This window comes from Mesorhizobium sp. M0802 (assembly GCF_040320115.1).
GTDB lineage: Bacteria > Pseudomonadota > Alphaproteobacteria > Rhizobiales > Rhizobiaceae > Mesorhizobium.
The window spans coordinates 92,925-110,941 of sequence record NZ_JAMYOY010000005.1 but is presented as its reverse complement, the minus strand read 5'-3'; the positions used below and the strand labels follow the sequence as shown (position 1 = coordinate 110,941).

Below are 18,017 nucleotides of genomic sequence, written 5' to 3'. Positions count from 1 at the left end.
GACGCGTTGTCGCATAGCCGGAGCAGAAAATTATGGCGCGTGTCATTTCGGTTGAGGCCGAGCGTTTTCCCATTGCCGGCACCTTCACCATCTCGCGCGGGTCGAAGACCGAAGCCGAAGTCATTACCTGCACGATCAGCGATGGGGACAATCGCGGATGGGGCGAATGCGTCCCCTACAAGCGCTATGGCGAGACCATGGAGGGGGTTCGCGACGCCATCAAGGCCATGCGCCGGCAGATGGAAGGCGGCATCAGCCGCAAGGACCTGCTCGATGCGATGCCGGCGGGTGCTGCCCGCAACGCCATCGATTGCGCCTTGTGGGACCTGGAGGCGAAGATCAGCGGCGTTGCGGTCGCGGACGCCATCCACGCTGTGCCCTTGTCGGCGCTGGAGACGGCCTACACGCTGTCGCTGGGCGAGCCGGAGACAATGGCGGCGCAAGCCCGCGCCAATGCCGGACGGCCGCTGCTCAAGGTCAAGATCGGCGGCGACAACGACTTGGCCCGCATCCGCGCCGTGACCGAAGCGGCGCCCGACAGCCGCATCATCCTCGACGCCAATGAAGGCTGGACCGATGCCAACATCATCGAGAATCTCGCTTTCGCCGCCGAACATGGGATAGCCCTGATCGAACAGCCGCTTCCCGCTGGCCATGATGCCATCCTGCGCCACATCGCGCATCCGGTGCCGATCTGCGCAGACGAAAGCCTCCACGAGGCGAAGGACCTCAAAGCGCTTGTCGGCCTCTATGACGCCGTCAACATCAAGCTCGACAAATCCGGCGGCCTGACCGCCGCCCTTACCCTTCGCGACCGCGCCCGGGAGCTGGGATTCGGCGTGATGGTCGGCTGCATGGTCGGCACGTCGCTGGCGATGGCGCCGGCAGTGCTTTTGGCGCAAGGCGCCGACTTCGTCGACCTCGACGGTCCGCTGCTGCTTGCCCGCGACCGCCAGCCCGGCCTCGTGTACCAGGGGTCGCTGGTGTTACCGCCTGACAGGATGCTGTGGGGCTGAACGCGCGGCTAGCCCGATCAGTGCCAGGCCGATGATGGCGATCGGGATCATCGCCAGGAAGCCGTCGACGCCGTAGCGCTCATAAAGCGGGCCGGACGCCAGCGTCACCGCCGCCATGAAGAAGCCGTTGAAGAAATAGGCAATGCCTTGCGCCGCACCCGTGCGTTCTTCCGAAACCGTTTCGCCGATCATCTTCTGCAGGCCGATCAACACCATCGCCACCGACACCGAATGCAGGGTCTGGACGCCGAAGAAACCGGCAACGCCAAGCCCGAGTGGCCAGATCAACGGAAAGGCGATCCAGCGCACGATGGAGCCGACGCCGGCGATCAGCATCACCTTGACGACTGAGACGGAGGCAAAAATACGGTTGAAAAACACGAACATGCAGACCTCGGCCACCACGCCCCAGGCCCACAGCAGGCCAACGACGGAATCGCTGATGCCGACCGATTTCCAGTAGATTGAGACAAAGCCGTAGAGGAAGGCATGGCTGGCGGTGATGATGCCGACGCCGAGGGTGAAATACAGGAAATACGGATTGAGAAGGCTCGGCGCCTGATGCTGGATGTCGGCGGCAGATAGCGGCGAAGCCCGGCGCGGGCGGCCAAGCCGCGGCGCCAGCAATCCGGCGACGAGCGCGGCAGACAATGCCGCAAAGATGATTACCGGCACGGCCTGCGGGCTCGTCCAGGCGAGGATAAAGCCGCCTGCGACATTGGCGCAGAGATAGGATATCGAGCCCCATTTGCGCATCGCGGTGTAGTTCGAGCCAAAGCGGCGCACACCCGACAGCGCGAGCGAATCGGCGATCGGCGAATGCGGCGTCCACACCACCGTCAGCGCCAGCGATACGGCAAGCACCATGGCGTAGGTCGGGTTGAGGAAATAGCCGGCGGAAAGCACCATCGTCGCGGCCACCAGCGCAATATAGACATCCGCCCTGTCCTTCGCCCGGTCGGCCAGCGCCGTCAGCAGGGGTGTTGTCACCACGCGCAGGAACATCGGCGCCGCCAGGATGATGGCGATCTGCTCGGCGTGGAAACCCTGGGCATGCAGCCACAGCGGGAAATAAGGCACATGCGTTCCCAGCGACACGAATAATGTCGCGAAGATCAGACTCATGCGCAGTTCGAAATGGCGCGGCTTGACGAGTTGTTCGGGCGAGAGCGGCGGCAGCGACATGAATCGATCCAATTACGCTGCACAAAGGGCTGCAACGCAGATCGATCCCTTAACATGCGCGAAAGCGGTCCGAAACTGCCTGGACCAGTCGATTAACAGGAGGGTTATGCCGCTTCGACGACCCTGTCTTCGATGAGCAGCGGGATGAACGGCTCGTCCGGTGCTTCGGGCAGCACCAGCGCCCAGTGGATGATCTCCATCTTGCCGTCGAAATGTTCGACCACCGCCGTGCAGCTCTCCACCCAGTCGCCGGTGTTGATGTACTGCACATTCTCATAAGTCTCGATCGCGGCGTGATGGATGTGGCCGCAGATGACGCCGTCGACATGCGAGCGGCGGGCCTCCTCGGTCAGCACCGTCTGAAACGAGCCGATGAAGTTGACCGCCTTCTTGACTTTGACCTTGGCCCAGGACGAGAACGACCAGTAGGGAAGGCCGAGCATATGGCGGAGCCTCGTCACCACGCGGTTGACCACCATCGCGGCGTCATAGGCGTAGTCGCCGAGGTAGGCCAGCCAGCGTGCATTGTGGACGACGGTATCGAACTGGTCGCCGTGGATGACCAGCAGGCGCCTGCCATCAGCGGTTTCGTGGATGGCGCGGTCGGCAACGACGATGCCGCCGAAATGCACGCCTTGGAACTGACGCGCGAATTCGTCGTGATTACCGGCGATATAGGTGATCGAGGTGCCCTTGCGCGCCTTGCGCAGCAGTTTCTGGACGACGTCATTGTGGCTCTGCGGCCAATGCCAGCTGCGCCGCAGCCGCCAGCCGTCGACGATATCACCGACGAGATAGATGATATCGGCGTCGTGATACCGCAGGAAATCGATCAGGAACTCGGCTTTGGCCGCCTTCGATCCGAGATGCAGGTCGGATATGAACATGCTGCGGAAAGTGCGGGTTTCTGTACCGGACATCAGATCGTCACCGTTGCTTTCGCGCAGGCTATGCCCCGATTCATGCAACAACCGTATGACGGTTGCGATTGGGCCAGCCAAAGGGCTAGCGTGCCGCGCCATTCACAGGAGAAAATCGTCATGGATCTCGGCATCAAGGGCAAGAAAGCCATCGTCTGCGCATCGAGCAAAGGGCTGGGCCGCGGCTGCGCCATGGCGCTGGCCGAGGCCGGCTGCGATCTCGTTGTCAACGGCCGCAATGCCGAGCTGCTGGCAAAAACCGCAGCCGAACTGCGCGAACGCTACGGCGTGAAGGTGACCGAGATCGTCGGCGACGTCTCGAAACCCGAGGTGCAGAAGGCAATCCTGGCCGCCTGCCCCGACCCGGATATCCTGGTCAACAACAATGGCGGCCCGCCCTTGCGCGATCTCCGCGAACTCGACCGCGCAAAGATCCTCGAAGGCGTGACGCAGAACATGGTGACGCCGATCGAACTGGTGCAGGCCGTCATCGACGGCATGGCCAACCGCGGCTTCGGCCGCATCGTCAACATCACCTCGCTGTCGGTCTACGTCCCGATTCCCGGCCTCGATCTGTCGTCCGGCGCGCGCGCCGGCCTGACCTCGTTCCTGGCCGGCGTGGCGCGCACGGTGATCGACCGCAACGTCACCATCAACAGTCTGCTGCCGGGCAAGCTCGACACCGACCGGCTGCGCGGCCCGCATGAGGCCGGCACGATGGAAGACCCGGCAGCGGCCGCAGCGCGCAAGACCCGCATCAGCGCCGACGTTCCGGCCAAGCGACTCGGCACGCCGGAAGAGTTCGGCCAGATCTGCGCCTTTCTGTGCTCGGTCCATGCCGGTTATCTCACCGGCCAGAACATCCCGGTCGATGGCGGCCTCTATGTCAGCGCGTTCTGAAGGGCTCAGTGCATCGTTAGCAGGATTTCCGCGCAACCGTTTGAAATGATTCGGTCTTTTCGGCCCCGGTTGTTTTAGCCGCCCTTGCGTTATTTGGCGTCGCGAAAAACCATTCTTGCGTGCTAAAAGGCTGCAAAGCAGGTTTGAGGGAGCGGCCGCATGGAAGGCGAGAACAAGAAAACGGCACGTTCGGACCTCGACGAAGCCGCCCTCTACTTCCACAAGCATCCAAGGCCGGGAAAGCTCGAGATTCAGGCAACCAAGCCGCTCGGCAACCAGCGCGATCTGGCGCTGGCCTATTCGCCGGGTGTTGCCGCGCCCTGCCTCGAAATCCGCGACAATCCGGCAACCGCGGCCGATTATACAGCGCGCGCCAATCTGGTCGGCGTCGTCTCCAACGGCTCGGCCGTGCTCGGGCTCGGCAATATCGGCCCGCTCGCCTCCAAGCCGGTGATGGAAGGCAAGGCGGTGCTGTTCAAGAAATTCGCCGGCATCGACGTCTTCGACATCGAGATCGACGCGCCGGGCATAGAGCGCATGGTCGAGACGATCTCGGCGCTGGAGCCGACATTCGGCGGCATCAATCTCGAGGACATCAAGGCGCCCGAATGCTTCGAGGTCGAGGCGCAGTTGAAGGCCCGCATGGGCATTCCCGTCTTCCATGACGACCAGCATGGCACCGCCATCATCGTCGCCGCCGCCGTGCTCAACGGGCTGGAATTCGCCGGCAAGACCATTTCCGACATCAAGATCGTCACCTCAGGCGCCGGTGCGGCAGCGCTCGCCTGCCTCAACCTGTTGGTCTCGCTTGGCGCCAAGGTAGAGAACATCTGGGTCACCGACCGCTTCGGCGTCGCCTACAAGGGCCGCACCGACGAGATGGATCGTTGGAAAGACCCCTATGTGAAGGACACCGAGGCGCGCACGCTGGCCGATGTGATCCCTGGCGCCGACGTTTTTCTCGGCCTGTCGGCCGCCGGCGTGCTGAAGCCGGAATTGCTTGATCATATGGCGCCTAAGCCGTTGATCCTGGCGCTGGCCAACCCCAATCCCGAGATCATGCCGGAGGTCGCGCGCGCCGCTCGTCCCGACGCGATGATCTGCACCGGCCGTTCCGATTTCCCCAATCAGGTCAACAACGTGCTTTGTTTTCCTTACATCTTCCGCGGTGCGCTGGATTGCGGCGCCAGCGCCATCAACGAGGAGATGAAGATGGCCGCGGTCCGGGCGATCGCCGCGCTTGCCCGCGAAGAACCATCCGACGTCGCCGCCCGCGCCTATTCCGGCGAGACGCCGATCTTCGGACCCGACTTCCTTATCCCCTCGCCCTTCGATCCCCGCCTGATCCTGCGCATCGCGCCGGCGGTGGCCAAGGCTGCCTGCGACACCGGCGTCGCGACCCGGCCGATCACCGACTTCGCCGCCTATATCGACCAGCTCAACCGCTTCGTCTTCCGCTCCGGCCTGGTGATGAAGCCGGTGTTTTCGTCGGCCAAGGCGTCGACCGCCAAGCGCGTCATCTATGCCGACGGCGAGGACGAGCGCGTGCTGCGCGCAGCCCAGGTGGTGCTGGAGGAAGGCATTGCCGAGCCGATCCTGATCGGCCGCCCGCATGTCATCGAGGTCAGGCTGAAGCGCTACGGCCTGCGTATCAAGCCGGGCGTAGATTTCGGCCTGATCAACCCGGAAGACGATCCGCGCTACCGCCATTATGTCGACCTGTTGATCGAGCTTGCCGGCCGGCGCGGCGTGACGACGGAGGCCGCGCGCACCATGGTGCGCACCGACAATACGGTGATTGCGGCACTGGCGCTGAAGCGCGGCGATGCCGACGCCATGATCTGCGGCCTCGAGGGTCGTTTCGAGCGGCATCTGCGCAATGTGACGCTGGTCATCGGACCACGCGCGGGCGTCAAGGACCGCGACCTGTCGACGCTGTCGATGCTGATCTCGCAACGCGGCATCATCTTCCTCACCGACACCCATGTCTCGGTCGACCCCACGGCCGAGGAGATCGCCGAAATGACCATATTGGCGGCGGAGGAAATCCAGCGCTTCGGCATCGAGCCGAAGGCGGCGCTGCTGTCGCATTCGGATTTCGGCTCGCGCGATTCTCCCAGCGCGCTGAAGATGCGGCAGGCAGCGGCGATCCTGGCGCGCGTTGCGCCCGACCTGCAATGCGACGGCGAGATGCATGCCGATTCAGCCCTGTCGGAGCATCTGCGCCAGCGCGTCTATCCGCATTCGCGGCTGAAGGGCGAAGCCAATCTCCTGGTGTTCCCCAACCTCGACTCCGCCAACATCACGCTGACCGCGCTGCGCACGATGATGGACGCGCTGCATGTCGGGCCGATCCTGCTTGGCACCGACAAGCCGGCGCATATTTTGACGCCGTCGGTGACGTCGCGCGGCGTCGTCAACATGACGGCGCTGGCAGTGGTCGAGGCGGCGCACAAGGCGCAGGCGGTGGTTCATTTCAACTGACGCCGTCAGGCAGGCACGAAACGGTAATGCCCGGTCTGCTTGAAGGCAAACAGCGTGTCCTCCTCGCGGGCGCCCGACCCGATATTGTGGATGACCAGCGCTCGTTCCGGAACGTCCGCCGAGCGTTCGGATGAGACGATGACGATGTGCGGCAGGTTGCCGGGCAGCATCTGGGTGACGACATCGCCCGGCTGAAAGTCGGGAGGATACTCGCTGGCGGGCAAGGAAACTCCCTTGCGCCCGAAAAAAGCGGCAAGATTGCCGACCCGTCGGTGGTCGATGTTTCGATCGGTCGCTTCAGACCCCAGGTCTTGGGATAGGCGGCGAAATTGGCCGCCATATCCTCATGCACCAGCTTCTGCAGGTCGAGCTCGAAGGCGCGGCGATAGGCGCGCACTATGACGTCCGTGCACACGCCTCGATCCGGCGCGACATCGCCGCCGGGATAGTCGAGGCGGACATAGGCCGGGTCGTAGAAGGTGGTGACGCCGATCTGCTCACGCGCGGCTTCGACCAATTTGCTGCGCCAGTCCGGAGCGGCTGGATTTCCCTGCGCCCGGGCGGCGGGCGCCGCCAGGCACAACAGACCGAACTGCAGCGCAGTTCGGCGGCTAATCGCGATCATGCCAGCTCCCCGGGGCATTGCTGGATCGTGGGATATTCCGGGGCGATTGCGCCTTTTTCATGCAGCGGTGAGACCGCACAGTTGCCGCCCTATCCAAACGCCTCCTGCAACGCGTCTATGGGCTAAGACCATCTTTGGTTGTAGATTGAGGGAACGGTTAACTGCGAATCCGGTAGACAGGCAGGCAAGCGGGGTTTCGGGCAATGACGGGCGGACGATGGAGGCTGAAGCATCTGGCTGCGCTGCTCGGCGCGCTTGTGCTTTCGGCCGTCGCCACCACTGAACCGCAGGCCGCCTCCCGCGTTTGCCGCCAACTGGAAGCCGAGCTTGCTTCTTCATCGAATGGCGGCGGCAATTCCAGCATGGTGCGGAAGTATGACAAGGCCATCTCCCGCCAGTTCGAACAGCTATCAAAGGTGCGCGGTCGTGCGAGCGATGCGAATTGCGGGTTTTCGCTGTTTTCGCGCAATGTCAGCCAATGTGCTGCGCTGAACAGCAGCATCGATCGCATGAACGCCAATCTCGATGCGTTGCAAGCCAAGCGCGCGCAGCTTGCCGGCGGCGGCTCGCGGCGCGACCGCGGCCGCATCCTGGCCGCGCTCGACGCCAATGGCTGCCGTGACGAGCCCGCGCCGCGCCGGGAGCCGCTGCAGGAAGCCAGCCGCGAACCCGACGACGGCAATCTGTTCGACCAGCTTTTCGGCGGCAACCGGCAGATCGACACGCTCGATCAGCCCGATGATCCCGGCGAGGAGCGCAATGTGCGCCGGGTGCTCAATCAGCCCGGCGTGCCGGATTTCCCGACGGTCGGCGGCGAGTTCCATACGAGCTGCGTGCGCACCTGCGACGGCTATTTCTTCCCGATGTCGAACTCGGCTTCGCTCGGCGATTTCGAGCGCGACCAGAAGAACTGCGAATCGAGCTGCCCCGGCACCGAAATGCAGGTGTTCTATTCGCGCGGCATGGAAGACGATTCGGCCAACATGACGTCGTCGGCGACCGGCAGGCCCTACAGCGAGTTGCCGACCGCCTATCTCTACAAACAGCCCAACATGTCGCGGCCGCTGGCTTGTGGCTGCAATGCGCAGGCCGGAAATTTCGAGATCATCGGCGGCAACCCGCTACCGCCCGAGCAATCGCAGCCTGATACCGAGACAACGCCATTCATTCCGGTGCCGGCGGCCAAACCCGATCCGGGCGCGGATCCGGAGACGCTGGCGAACGTACAAGGCGGGCTCGACCGCGCCGCCATCAAGCGCCTTGCCGTCAAGCCGGTGGTGTCGCCGGTGTCGCCGGTGTCGCTGATCCCGCCGGACCAGCGCAAGGTCAGGGTCGTCGGGCCAGCGTTCCTTCCCGACCCAGCAGCGGCAATAGATCTGCAAGCTCCGGCCCGGAAGCAAGTCCGGTAAGCGCCAGTCTCAGCGGCATGAACAGCGCCTTGCCCTTGCGGCCGCTGGCTTCCCTGATCCTGGCCGTCCAGTCTTTCCAGACCGTGCCGGTCCACGGCTCTTCCGGCAGCAGGTCGAAGGCCTGCTGCAGGAAGTCGCGATCCTCGTCGGAAAATTCCGGCGCCGGCTGCGGGCCGTCGGCAAGGATACGCCACCAGCCGACCGCGTCGCTCAGCCGGTCGAGATTGCCGCGCACCGCCAGCCAGAACGGCTCGGCCTTGTCGCCGGAGATGCCGAGCACGATCAGCCGGTCCCGCGCCTCGGAAAAAGGCATGTGGTGCATGAGCGCACGATTGAGCACGAACAGCTCGTCCGGGTCGAATTTGGCCGCCGATTTCGACGTGGCGGCGGGATCGAAGCGCGCGGCCAGTGCCGGCATGTCATGCACCGCCGCGACATTTTCCGAGGTGCCGACAAGGACGGCCAGCGAGGCAACCGCCATTGGCTCGATGCCCTCCTCGCGCAAGCTCTCGATCGACAGCGCACCGCTGCGCTTCGACAGGCCCTCGCCCGAGGCCGTGGTCAAGAGATTGTGGTGGCCGAAGACAGGCGGCTCGGCGCCTAGCGCCTTGAACAGCGCGATCTGCACGCCGGTGTTGGTGACGTGGTCGTCGCCGCGGATAACATGAGTGACCCCCATCTCGATGTCGTCGACGACCGATGGCAGCGTGTAGAGATAAGTGCCGTCCTCGCGCCGCAGCACCGGATCGGACAGTGAGGCCAGATCGACGGTTTCCTCGCCGCGCACCAGATCGTTCCAGTGGATTTCGGTGCGCTCGGGCTGCAGCGGATCGCTGGTGAAGTTCGGCAGCAGGAAGCGCCAGTGCGGCCGGCGCCCGTCCGACCGGTATTCGGCGATCTGCTGCTGCGAAAGCGCCAGCGCCTCGCGGCCATAGACCGGCGGCAGGCCGCGCGTGCGGCGCACCTTGCGGCGCAGGTCGAGTTCTTCGGGGGTTTCGTAGCAGGGATAGACAACGCCGGCCCTTTGCAGCCGCTCCACTGCCGCGTCGTAAGTTTCGAAGCGCCGCGACTGGTATTCGGTGGCATCGGGGAAAATCCCCAGCCAGTGCAGGTCGTAGAGGATGGCGTCGGAAAATTCCTGCCTCGAGCGGGCAATGTCTGTGTCGTCGAAGCGCTGGATGAAACGGCCCTTGTTGTTCATGGCAAACAGCCAGTTGAACAAGGCGGTGCGGGCATTGCCGATATGAATGCGGCCGGTTGGTGAGGGGGCAAAACGGACGGTAACTGTCATGGGCGGGGCGTAACGGATGCTCTTGGAATTGACAAGACGCGCCCCCGCGCGAGGCCAAAGACATAATGCACGCCAGCTAAAATGAAAAGGCTGTGAGCCAGAATCCGGCCGGGCCTGCCTGGGTGAACCGCTCACCAGCGGTCCACGCCGGCAGAATCGGGCTTTCCTCAGCCGCTTTTTGTCCCCGTTATCCACATATGTGACACACAAGATGTTGGGGTCACAAAAGCTACGCAAACGAATCCTTGACGACGCAAACCGAGTCGCCTTTTATGTGCCATGTGCTCTTGTTGAGGGCGCGACCGGAGAGTTTCGAGCCCGGTCATTTCCCCGGATTTTGTGCGTTTTGGCCATGATTTCCGCCTGTTTACGAGGCTGGCGGAAGCGTTGGATCGTGGGGGCTTCGGGAGCGAAAAGGGAGATTTGTCGGACTGGAATAAATTGTCTGTTAACACTATATTTAGTGTTTGCAGGCAGGTTCGACGCTAGATAGTGTGAATTTCCCTCGGTCGAGGGAATCGAGGAAAAATTCAGTTTTGAGGGACCCGCAGGGTTCGGCGCAGAGTTGGAACAGCGGCTTCGTAAGAAGCTCGACCGGCAAGGCGACGAAGACTGCCACAAGGAGAGCCGGTGTTTTCGAACGCCGGCAGACGGCGGACATGCGCGTTTCGCATTGGGGGCAGAAATCCCCGAGGAAAAGCGCTATATATAGACAAAAGGGACCGGACCAATGCGCATCGAGCGTCGTTTCACCAAGCCAGGCCAATCAGCTTACGCGGAGATCGAATTCCGCAAGGCGCTTTCGGAGATCAAGAATCCGGACGGCTCGGTGGTGTTCCGCTTGGACAATATCGATGTGCCGGCGCAGTTCTCGCAGGTTGCCGCCGACATCCTGGCGCAGAAGTATTTCCGCAAGGCCGGCGTGCCCGCGCGCCTGAAGAAGGTCGAGGAGAACGACGTCCCCTCCTTCCTGTGGCGCTCCGTCGCCGACGAGGCCGAGCTTGCCAAGCTGCCGGAAGCCGAGCGCTACGGTTCCGAAATCGACGCCCGCCAGGTCTTCGACCGGCTGGCCGGCACCTGGACCTATTGGGGCTACAAGGGCGGCTACTTCAAGTCGGAAGAAGACGCCAGCGCCTTCCGCGACGAACTCGCCTATATGCTCGCCACCCAGCGCGTTGCGCCGAACTCGCCGCAATGGTTCAATACCGGCCTGCACTGGGCCTACGGCATCGATGGCCCGAGCCAGGGCCACTATTATGTCGACCCGTTCACCGGCAAGCTGACCAAGTCGAAGTCCTCCTACGAGCATCCGCAGCCGCATGCCTGCTTCATCCAGGGCGTGCAGGACGATCTCGTCAACGAAGGCGGCATCATGGACCTGTGGGTGCGTGAAGCGCGTCTGTTCAAATATGGCTCGGGCACCGGCTCCAATTTCTCGATGCTGCGCGGCGAAGGCGAAAAGCTGTCGGGCGGCGGCCGTTCGTCCGGCCTGATGAGCTTCCTCAAGATCGGCGACCGCGCGGCGGGCGCCATCAAGTCGGGCGGCACCACGCGTCGTGCGGCCAAGATGGTCATTGTCGACGCCGACCATCCCGATATCGAGGAATTCATCGACTGGAAGGTCAATGAAGAGCAGAAGGTGGCGTCGCTGGTCACCGGCTCCAAGATCGTGAAAAAACATCTCGAAGCGATCATGAAGGCCTGCATCAACTGCGAAGGCCATGATGACGACTGCTTCGACCCGGCGCTCAACTCTGCGCTGAAGCGCGAGATCAAGGCGGCCAAGAAGTCGGCGGTGCCGGAGAACTACATCTACCGCGTCATCCAGTTCGCCAAGCAGGGCTACACCGCGATGTCGTTCAAGACCTACGACACCGACTGGGATTCCGACGCCTACCTCACCGTTTCCGGCCAGAACTCCAACAATTCGGTGTCGCTGAAGGACAACTTCCTGCGCGCCGTCGAGGACGACGCCGACTGGCATCTGACCGCCCGCAAGGACGGCAAGGTGCTGAAGACGCTGAAGGCACGCGACCTCTGGGAAAAGATCGGCTACGCCGCCTGGGCTTCGGCCGATCCGGGCCTGCATTTCAACACGACGATGAACGACTGGCACACCTGCGCTTCGGCTGGTGCGATCCGGGCCTCCAATCCGTGCTCGGAATACATGTTCCTCGACGACACGGCCTGCAACCTGGCCTCGATCAACCTGCTGCCCTACCGCAATGCCGACGGCACGATCGACATCGCCGCCTACGAGCACACGGTGCGGCTGTGGACAGTCGTCCTCGAAATCTCGGTGATGATGGCGCAGTTCCCGTCGAAGGAGATCGCCAAGCAGTCCTACGAATACCGCACGCTTGGCCTCGGCTATGCCAACATTGGCGGCCTCTTGATGACGTCCGGCATTCCCTATGATTCCGACGAGGGCCGCGCCATCTGCGCAGCGCTGACCGCCATCATGACCGGCGTCGCCTATGCCACCTCGGCCGAGATGGCCGGCGAGCTCGGCGCCTTCGCCGATTACGACCGCAATGCGCAGAACATGCTGCGCGTCATGCGCAACCATCGCCGTGCCGCCTATGGCGAGAAACAGGGCTACGAGAAGCTCGCCGTCAATCCGGTGCCGCTGGTCGCGTCCGACCTGAAGCAGCAGGAATTGGCCACGCACGCCAAGGCTGCCTGGGACCGCGCCATCGAACTCGGCGAAGAGCATGGCTACCGCAATGCGCAGGCGACCGTGATTGCGCCGACCGGCACGATCGGCCTGGTTATGGATTGCGATACCACCGGCATCGAGCCCGACTTCGCGCTGGTGAAGTTCAAGAAGCTTGCCGGCGGCGGCTATTTCAAGATCATCAACCGCGCCGTGCCGGAAGCGCTGCGCACACTGGGTTACTCAGAAAGCCAGATCGCCGAGATCGAGGCCTATGCGGTCGGTCACGGCAACATGAACCAGGCGCCGGCGGTCAACCCCGGCTCGCTCAAGGCGAAGGGCTTCACCGACGACAAGATCGCGGCGCTCAATGCAGCACTGAAGTCGGCCTTCGACATCAAGTTCGTCTTCAACCAGTGGACGCTCGGCGCCGACTGGGTGAAGGAGACGTTCGGCTTCACCGATGAGCAGCTCAACGACTTCTCGTTCGAGATGCTGCCGGCGCTCGGCTTCTCCAGGAAGGACATCGAAGCCGCCAACATCCATGTCTGCGGTGCGATGACGCTGGAAGGCGCGCCCTTCCTCAAGGCCCAGCATCTCGCGGTGTTCGACTGCGCCAGCCCGTGCGGCAAGATCGGCAAGCGCTCGCTGTCCATCAACAGCCACATCCAGATGATGGCTGCGGCACAGCCTTTCATCTCCGGCGCCATCTCCAAGACCATCAACATGCCCAACGATGCGACGGTGGAAGACGCCAAGGGCGCCTACATGCTGTCGTGGAAGCTGGCGCTGAAGGCCAACGCGCTCTATCGCGACGGCTCGAAGCTGTCGCAGCCGCTCAATTCGTCGCTGCTCGCCGACAGCGAGGACGACGAGGACGATGTGGTCGAGCAGTTGATCGCGGCGCCCGCTTCACAGCGTGCCGTGCAGGTCACCGAGAAGATCGTCGAGCGCGTCATCGAACGCCTCTACCGCGATCGTGAAAAACTGCCGAATCGCCGCAAGGGCTACACCCAGAAGGCAGTCGTCGGCGGCCACAAGGTCTACCTGCGCACGGGCGAATTCGACGACGGCCGCATCGGCGAGATCTTCATCGACATGCACAAAGAAGGCGCCGCTTTCCGAGCGATGATGAACAACTTCGCCATCGCCATCTCGCTTGGCTTGCAATACGGCGTGCCGCTCGAGGAATTTGTCGAGGCCTTCACCTTCACCAAATTCGAGCCGGCCGGCATGGTGCAGGGCAACGACGCGATCAAGAATGCGACGTCGATCCTCGACTACGTGTTCCGCGAACTCGCCGTGTCCTACCTCGGCCGCCACGACCTCGCCCATGTCGACCAGTCGGATTTCGACAAGACGGCGCTCGGACGCGGCATCAACGAAGGCAAGGCGACGCCGTTCTCGAAGGGCCTTACCCGCGGCGCCTCGCCGGTCAAGTTGGTGTCTGGCCTAGGTGGCGAACCCAAGGGTTTTGCCGGATCACCTGCCGCGGCCCCTGCCCGGGTCACCCCAACTGCGTTCTCAGGCTCCAACGTGTTGGCGCTTAAACCAGCAAGCGACGAAGCCATCGCCTACAAGCGCGACTATGAGGAGCGAGCCAAGGAATTGGTCGAAGATATTGTTTCCGAGGAGGCTGCCGACCCCACCGGGTTGTTCACCGACGAAGCAGCGAAAGAAGCGGCCGAGGCAAAGGCGCTTGCCTCCACACGGCGGCAGCAATCCTTGATGCAAGGCTACACCGGCAACGAATGCTCGGAATGCCACAACTTCACCATGGTGCGGAACGGCACCTGCGAGAAGTGCGATACTTGTGGATCGACGAGCGGGTGCAGCTGAGAACTCATGCCGCCTCGGCTTACAGTCCGCGAAGTCATTCGCCTGCTGGAGACCGACGGTTGGTATCTGGTTGCAACCAAGGGCAGCCATCGCCAATATAAGCACAAAACCAAAGCCGGCCGCGTCACCGTGGCCGGCAAACCGTCTGAAGAGGTTGCGCCAGGAACACTGAACAGCATCCTCAAGCAGTCCGGTTTGAAGGAGTGATTGTATGCGTTACGCGGTGGTGATTGAAAAAGCAGGCAACAATTTCTCTGCCTATGTGCCGGACCTACCCGGCTGCATCGCAACTGGTGCTACCGTGCCAGAAGTAGAAATCGAAATTCGCGACGCTATACGCTTTCACATCGAGGGCTTGCGCGCCGATGGGCTGGAGGTGCCCAAAGGAATCAGTCTCGCTGAATATGTAGAGGCATAAGCGGTAGCCTTCAGGACAACATCCTATCCCGGCACCCGCAGCGTCTGCTCGTCAAACAACGGCTCGTCCTGCCCCGCACGCACAAACAGCACCTTCCGCCCCTCACCCGCCGGCACCTCGAAATACTGGATGCCGTCAGGCATTTCACCCCAGTCACCGCAGGGCGGTTCGGGGACCTCATCATTGGCGAGCGCCTTCAGCTCTTTCGCATAGGCAGCATCGGGGCTGAATGTGTAGCGTTTGACGCCGGCGGGCACGGTGCCTTCGGTGTAGGGCGAGAGCACGCAGCGGGCGCTGATGGCCTTGTCGGTCTTTTCCAGCAACAAGCGCAACACCGCGGCCTCGGCGGTTTCGCCTGATTTGATGTCGAACACCTCGACCAGCGGATCGGGCGCGCCGCCATCGCTGTATTTGATGGCGAGAGCGTTGCCGACGAATTCGAAATGGATCTGGCGGAAGCCGAAATCGCAGCGCTGCGCCCAGGCGGCCAGCCCGATCGTCTTGTCGGCCAGCTTTTCCCAGACGCATTTGTCGATCGGCGGGCGCGATGGCGCCGGCTCGTCCGCCCGCGCTGCGGCTGATATCGTCGCCGAGGCAAACAGCGTGCATATCCAGACAATCGGTCTCATGGCGCTATTCATCGCTGCATCCTGTCAATGTGAAGGCGTCCCACGCCGAGCCGTCCGGATTGGCATTGGCGAAATCGGCAAATTCGGTGAAGCCCGCGCCGAAATCGGGCAGCAACAGCCCTTTCGGCGCCGGTGTCGCTTCGCGTGAATTCAGCTGCTCGGCTCCGCCTCCGGTCAAGGCATAGACCTGGCCCATCCATATCCGGCACATCCCGCTGCCATCCTCCAGCCCCGCTTCGCGGTCGTCGTCGGTGCAGGCGTGGCGGATGGTGCCGAGCGGAAACGAATTTTTTGCCATTGGTCCAGGTGATGTCGGCCGGCAAGCGCGTCTCGGTGTTGGGCACGGTCACCGAAAACACTTCGGCCGTCAGTGCCGCCGGCTCATTGTCGAGCGGCCGGAATTGCAACACCGCACCCGAACGCGGCTCGCGATAGGTGGCGTGGCTGAGCAGACATTCCTTTGCGCTCGCTGCCTGCACGGCGCCGAGCAGAGCCAGGCAAACGACGGCCAGCCTGCGGACGATCATTGGATGTCTTGTCATGAAAGTGGCGCCTCAGATAAAACCGACCAGCCAAGCCGCGCCGCCCAAAAACGCGGCCGAACAGACCCACAGCAGCCAAAGCCCGCGCACCCTGCATTCGAGCACTGCCGAGGCGGGGTTGGCTGGGTCGTAATGCACGTCGACCTTGCCGCCCTCGGCATAGCTGCGCGCCTGGCCGCTGACGAGGCCGGGCATTGAAGCGGTGACCGTGGCGCCGAAGGTGACGCGGTCTGAGGTGTAGTGCTGGCCTGCGACGCCGTAGCTGTACACGATGCGGGATTTGAAGACGGTGCTCCAGCGTCGATGGCTGCCGTAGTTTCGCAGCGTCTGCAGGCCCGAGGAGTCAATGCGGCCGGGGGCGACCGGCCATTTTGCCGCCTGCTCGGCAAGCGACTTCTGGACGAAGGCCATGCGCAGGATCATCAGGCCCATGAACAGCAGCAGCGCTCCGGCGCCGAGGTTCTGCGGCTTGGGCAGGTGCGGCCGGATCGCCTCCAGCACGCCACCGAGCGAAAACACCAACACCACCGTGCCGATCACCAGCCCGGCCGAGAGCTTGACCATGAACTTGAAGGCGCCGTCCGGCAGGGTGCGTTCGATCACGGCCTTGCCCGGATCGGCCGGATTGTAGAAGACGGTCACTTCAGCGCCGGTGGGAAACTGCGCCAAGGTTTCGGTGACTTCGAAATTCCCCAGATTCTCCTTCACGCTGTAGCGCGAGCTTTGAAATTTCTTTTTACCGACCTTGTATTCGAAGGTGACCGCCGGAAAATTGCGCATCTCGGTGGTGTCGCTGCTGTCCGAGCCGACGCCCGACCTTCTGACTTCGCGCGCCTCGACGCGCGACGAGATGATCTTGCCCGGCGCCGGCAGCCAGTGGCTCATCGCCTGCACCTCGCGCCACTTGACGAAGGTGATGAACGACAGACCGCCCGCGATCGCGCAGGCAAATCCGACAATCAGAAATTTGAGCTCTACGTCCACCGCGTCCCCCAGGAGTGCCGGAAGCTGCAAATAGATAGCACGGCGAAGGCAATGTCTTGATTATTCGCAAAGGACGAACCGCCCTTCCTCGGGTATCGAAGCCCCCTCAACTTTGTTAAGAGTCGCCCAAACTGTTAGGAGCCATGAGACCAGGATGACAGCACTGCGCGTTCTCTCGGATGCCTTCATTCCGGAACTCCCGAACCACTACAAAGGCAAGGTCCGCGAGAATTACGATCTGCCGGATGGCCGCCGCATCATCATCGCCACCGACCGGCTGAGCGCCTTCGATGTGATCCTGACCGCAATACCGCTCAAGGGAGAGCTGCTGACGCAGACGGCGCGCTACTGGTTCGAGGAAACGGCGGACATCTGCCCCAACCATGTGCTCGATTATCCCGACCCCAATGTCGTCGTCGGCACCAGGCTCGACATTCTGCCGGTGGAAATCGTCGTTCGCGACTATCTCGCCGGCACCACCAGCACTTCGGTGCTGACGAAATACAAGGACGGCGAACGCGATATGTACGGCATCCGCCTGCCGGACGGACTGCGCGACAATGAGAAGCTGCCGCAAGCCATCATCACGCCGACCAGCAAGGCGCTCGATGGCGGTCACGACGAGCCCTTGACGCGCGATGAGATCCTGACGCGCGGCCTGTTATCGGAAGAGCAATGGGACACCGTCTCGCGCTATGCGCTGGCGCTGTTTGCGCGCGGCAAGGCGCTGGCCGCCAAACGCGGCCTGATCCTGGTCGACACCAAATATGAGTTCGGCACGGACAAGGATGGCGCCATCATCCTTGCCGATGAAATCCATACGCCCGACTCAAGCCGCTACTGGCTTGCGGCAAGCTATGAAGAGCGTTTCAAGGCAGGCGAGCGGCCGCAAAGCTTCGACAAGGACTTTATTCGCGCCTGGGTGACCGCGCGCTGCGATCCCTACAAGGATCGTATTCCGAGAATCCCCGCCGAGCTCATCGAGCAGACATCGCGGGTTTACACGCAGGCCTTTGAGACCATCACCGGCAAGACCTTCACCGCCGATATCTCGGGAAAGACGGTGCTGGACCGCATTCGCGAGAACCTGCGACCTTATTTCTGACGGCGGCTGGCGGC

Annotated in this window: 14 protein-coding genes and 1 pseudogene; 8 read left to right on the top strand and 7 right to left on the bottom strand. The window is 62.8% G+C overall.

What is annotated here, in order from left to right:
* The first annotated feature begins 32 nt into the window (after positions 1–32).
* The gene (dgcA, locus tag NKI10_RS10295; protein WP_352859782.1) at positions 33–1,016 is read left to right on the top strand and encodes an N-acetyl-D-Glu racemase DgcA; all 984 of its coding nucleotides are present in this window, start codon (positions 33–35) and stop codon (positions 1,014–1,016) included.
* Here the strand turns inward: dgcA and NKI10_RS10290 are convergent.
* On the bottom strand, positions 987–2,201 hold the full coding sequence (locus NKI10_RS10290; protein ID WP_023694172.1) for an MFS transporter: 1,215 nt from the start codon (positions 2,199–2,201) through the stop codon (positions 987–989). The genes dgcA and NKI10_RS10290 overlap by 30 nt on opposite strands.
* A 104-nt stretch (positions 2,202–2,305) precedes the next feature.
* Positions 2,306–3,121 (bottom strand): UDP-2,3-diacylglucosamine diphosphatase, encoded by an 816-nt coding sequence (locus NKI10_RS10285; RefSeq protein ID WP_352859780.1) that lies wholly within the window; start codon positions 3,119–3,121, stop codon positions 2,306–2,308.
* Positions 3,122–3,241: 120 nt separating this feature from the next.
* On the opposite strand from NKI10_RS10285, the gene NKI10_RS10280 reads away from it, so the two are divergent.
* Both NKI10_RS10280 and NKI10_RS10275 read left to right on the top strand, forming a co-directional pair.
* Positions 3,242–4,021 carry an SDR family oxidoreductase gene (locus tag NKI10_RS10280; RefSeq protein WP_352859778.1) on the top strand — a complete coding sequence of 260 codons (780 nt, stop codon included), beginning with the start codon at positions 3,242–3,244 and terminating at the stop codon, positions 4,019–4,021.
* Positions 4,022–4,180: 159 nt separating this feature from the next.
* Positions 4,181–6,505 (top strand): NADP-dependent malic enzyme, encoded by a 2,325-nt coding sequence (locus tag NKI10_RS10275; RefSeq protein WP_023694169.1) that lies wholly within the window; start codon positions 4,181–4,183, stop codon positions 6,503–6,505.
* A 5-nt stretch (positions 6,506–6,510) separates the two neighbouring features.
* Here the strand turns inward: NKI10_RS10275 and NKI10_RS10270 are convergent.
* Positions 6,511–7,130, bottom strand: a pseudogene (locus tag NKI10_RS10270) (DUF1287 domain-containing protein).
* 203 nt (positions 7,131–7,333) lie between these two features.
* Between NKI10_RS10270 and NKI10_RS10265 the strand changes: the two are divergent.
* Positions 7,334–8,539: a DUF2865 domain-containing protein gene (locus NKI10_RS10265; protein WP_352859776.1), complete on the top strand. Its 1,206-nt coding sequence runs from the start codon at positions 7,334–7,336 to the stop codon at positions 8,537–8,539.
* On the opposite strand, the gene gltX is transcribed toward NKI10_RS10265, so the two are convergent.
* Positions 8,457–9,830 (bottom strand): glutamate--tRNA ligase, encoded by a 1,374-nt coding sequence (gltX, locus tag NKI10_RS10260; RefSeq protein ID WP_023743097.1) that lies wholly within the window; start codon positions 9,828–9,830, stop codon positions 8,457–8,459. The two genes, NKI10_RS10265 and gltX, sit on opposite strands and share 83 nt — an antisense overlap.
* A 730-nt stretch (positions 9,831–10,560) precedes the next feature.
* On the opposite strand from gltX, the gene NKI10_RS10255 reads away from it, so the two are divergent.
* From NKI10_RS10255 to NKI10_RS10245, 3 genes are read left to right on the top strand one after another with little or no spacing between them, the layout of a single operon-like run.
* Complete coding sequence (locus tag NKI10_RS10255; RefSeq protein WP_352859773.1) at positions 10,561–14,325, top strand: vitamin B12-dependent ribonucleotide reductase; 3,765 nt, start codon at positions 10,561–10,563, stop codon at positions 14,323–14,325.
* Between the two features lie 6 nt (positions 14,326–14,331).
* The gene (locus tag NKI10_RS10250) at positions 14,332–14,532 is read left to right on the top strand and encodes a type II toxin-antitoxin system HicA family toxin (RefSeq protein ID WP_023669047.1); all 201 of its coding nucleotides are present in this window, start codon (positions 14,332–14,334) and stop codon (positions 14,530–14,532) included.
* Positions 14,533–14,536: 4 nt separating this feature from the next.
* The gene (locus tag NKI10_RS10245) at positions 14,537–14,743 is read left to right on the top strand and encodes a type II toxin-antitoxin system HicB family antitoxin (protein ID WP_023669048.1); all 207 of its coding nucleotides are present in this window, start codon (positions 14,537–14,539) and stop codon (positions 14,741–14,743) included.
* Positions 14,744–14,766: 23 nt separating this feature from the next.
* Here the strand turns inward: NKI10_RS10245 and NKI10_RS10240 are convergent, their stop codons facing one another.
* From NKI10_RS10240 to NKI10_RS10230, 3 genes are all read right to left on the bottom strand, one after another.
* The gene (locus NKI10_RS10240) at positions 14,767–15,372 is read right to left on the bottom strand and encodes a hypothetical protein (RefSeq protein WP_352859771.1); all 606 of its coding nucleotides are present in this window, start codon (positions 15,370–15,372) and stop codon (positions 14,767–14,769) included.
* Between the two features lie 4 nt (positions 15,373–15,376).
* On the bottom strand, positions 15,377–15,670 hold the full coding sequence (locus NKI10_RS10235; protein ID WP_352859769.1) for a hypothetical protein: 294 nt from the start codon (positions 15,668–15,670) through the stop codon (positions 15,377–15,379).
* 256 nt (positions 15,671–15,926) lie between these two features.
* Positions 15,927–16,898 (bottom strand): DUF3592 domain-containing protein, encoded by a 972-nt coding sequence (locus tag NKI10_RS10230; RefSeq protein WP_352859767.1) that lies wholly within the window; start codon positions 16,896–16,898, stop codon positions 15,927–15,929.
* 163 nt (positions 16,899–17,061) lie between these two features.
* Between NKI10_RS10230 and NKI10_RS10225 the strand changes: the two genes are divergently transcribed.
* The gene (locus NKI10_RS10225) at positions 17,062–18,003 is read left to right on the top strand and encodes a phosphoribosylaminoimidazolesuccinocarboxamide synthase (RefSeq protein WP_023715977.1); all 942 of its coding nucleotides are present in this window, start codon (positions 17,062–17,064) and stop codon (positions 18,001–18,003) included.
* The last annotated feature ends 14 nt before the right edge of the window (positions 18,004–18,017 follow it).

What these genes read in the sequence shown, in the direction of transcription:
- dgcA (WP_352859782.1), top strand. Translation starts at nt 33, where the DNA reads ATGGCGCGTGTCATTTCGGTTGAGGCCGAGCGTTTTCCCATTGCCGGC.
- NKI10_RS10290 (WP_023694172.1), bottom strand. Translation starts at nt 2,201, where the DNA reads ATGTCGCTGCCGCCGCTCTCGCCCGAACAACTCGTCAAGCCGCGCCAT.
- NKI10_RS10285 (WP_352859780.1), bottom strand. Translation starts at nt 3,121, where the DNA reads ATGTCCGGTACAGAAACCCGCACTTTCCGCAGCATGTTCATATCCGAC.
- NKI10_RS10280 (WP_352859778.1), top strand. Translation starts at nt 3,242, where the DNA reads ATGGATCTCGGCATCAAGGGCAAGAAAGCCATCGTCTGCGCATCGAGC.
- NKI10_RS10275 (WP_023694169.1), top strand. Translation starts at nt 4,181, where the DNA reads ATGGAAGGCGAGAACAAGAAAACGGCACGTTCGGACCTCGACGAAGCC.
- NKI10_RS10265 (WP_352859776.1), top strand. Translation starts at nt 7,334, where the DNA reads ATGACGGGCGGACGATGGAGGCTGAAGCATCTGGCTGCGCTGCTCGGC.
- gltX (WP_023743097.1), bottom strand. Translation starts at nt 9,830, where the DNA reads ATGACAGTTACCGTCCGTTTTGCCCCCTCACCAACCGGCCGCATTCAT.
- NKI10_RS10255 (WP_352859773.1), top strand. Translation starts at nt 10,561, where the DNA reads ATGCGCATCGAGCGTCGTTTCACCAAGCCAGGCCAATCAGCTTACGCG.
- NKI10_RS10250 (WP_023669047.1), top strand. Translation starts at nt 14,332, where the DNA reads ATGCCGCCTCGGCTTACAGTCCGCGAAGTCATTCGCCTGCTGGAGACC.
- NKI10_RS10245 (WP_023669048.1), top strand. Translation starts at nt 14,537, where the DNA reads ATGCGTTACGCGGTGGTGATTGAAAAAGCAGGCAACAATTTCTCTGCC.
- NKI10_RS10240 (WP_352859771.1), bottom strand. Translation starts at nt 15,372, where the DNA reads ATGAGACCGATTGTCTGGATATGCACGCTGTTTGCCTCGGCGACGATA.
- NKI10_RS10235 (WP_352859769.1), bottom strand. Translation starts at nt 15,670, where the DNA reads ATGGCAAAAAATTCGTTTCCGCTCGGCACCATCCGCCACGCCTGCACC.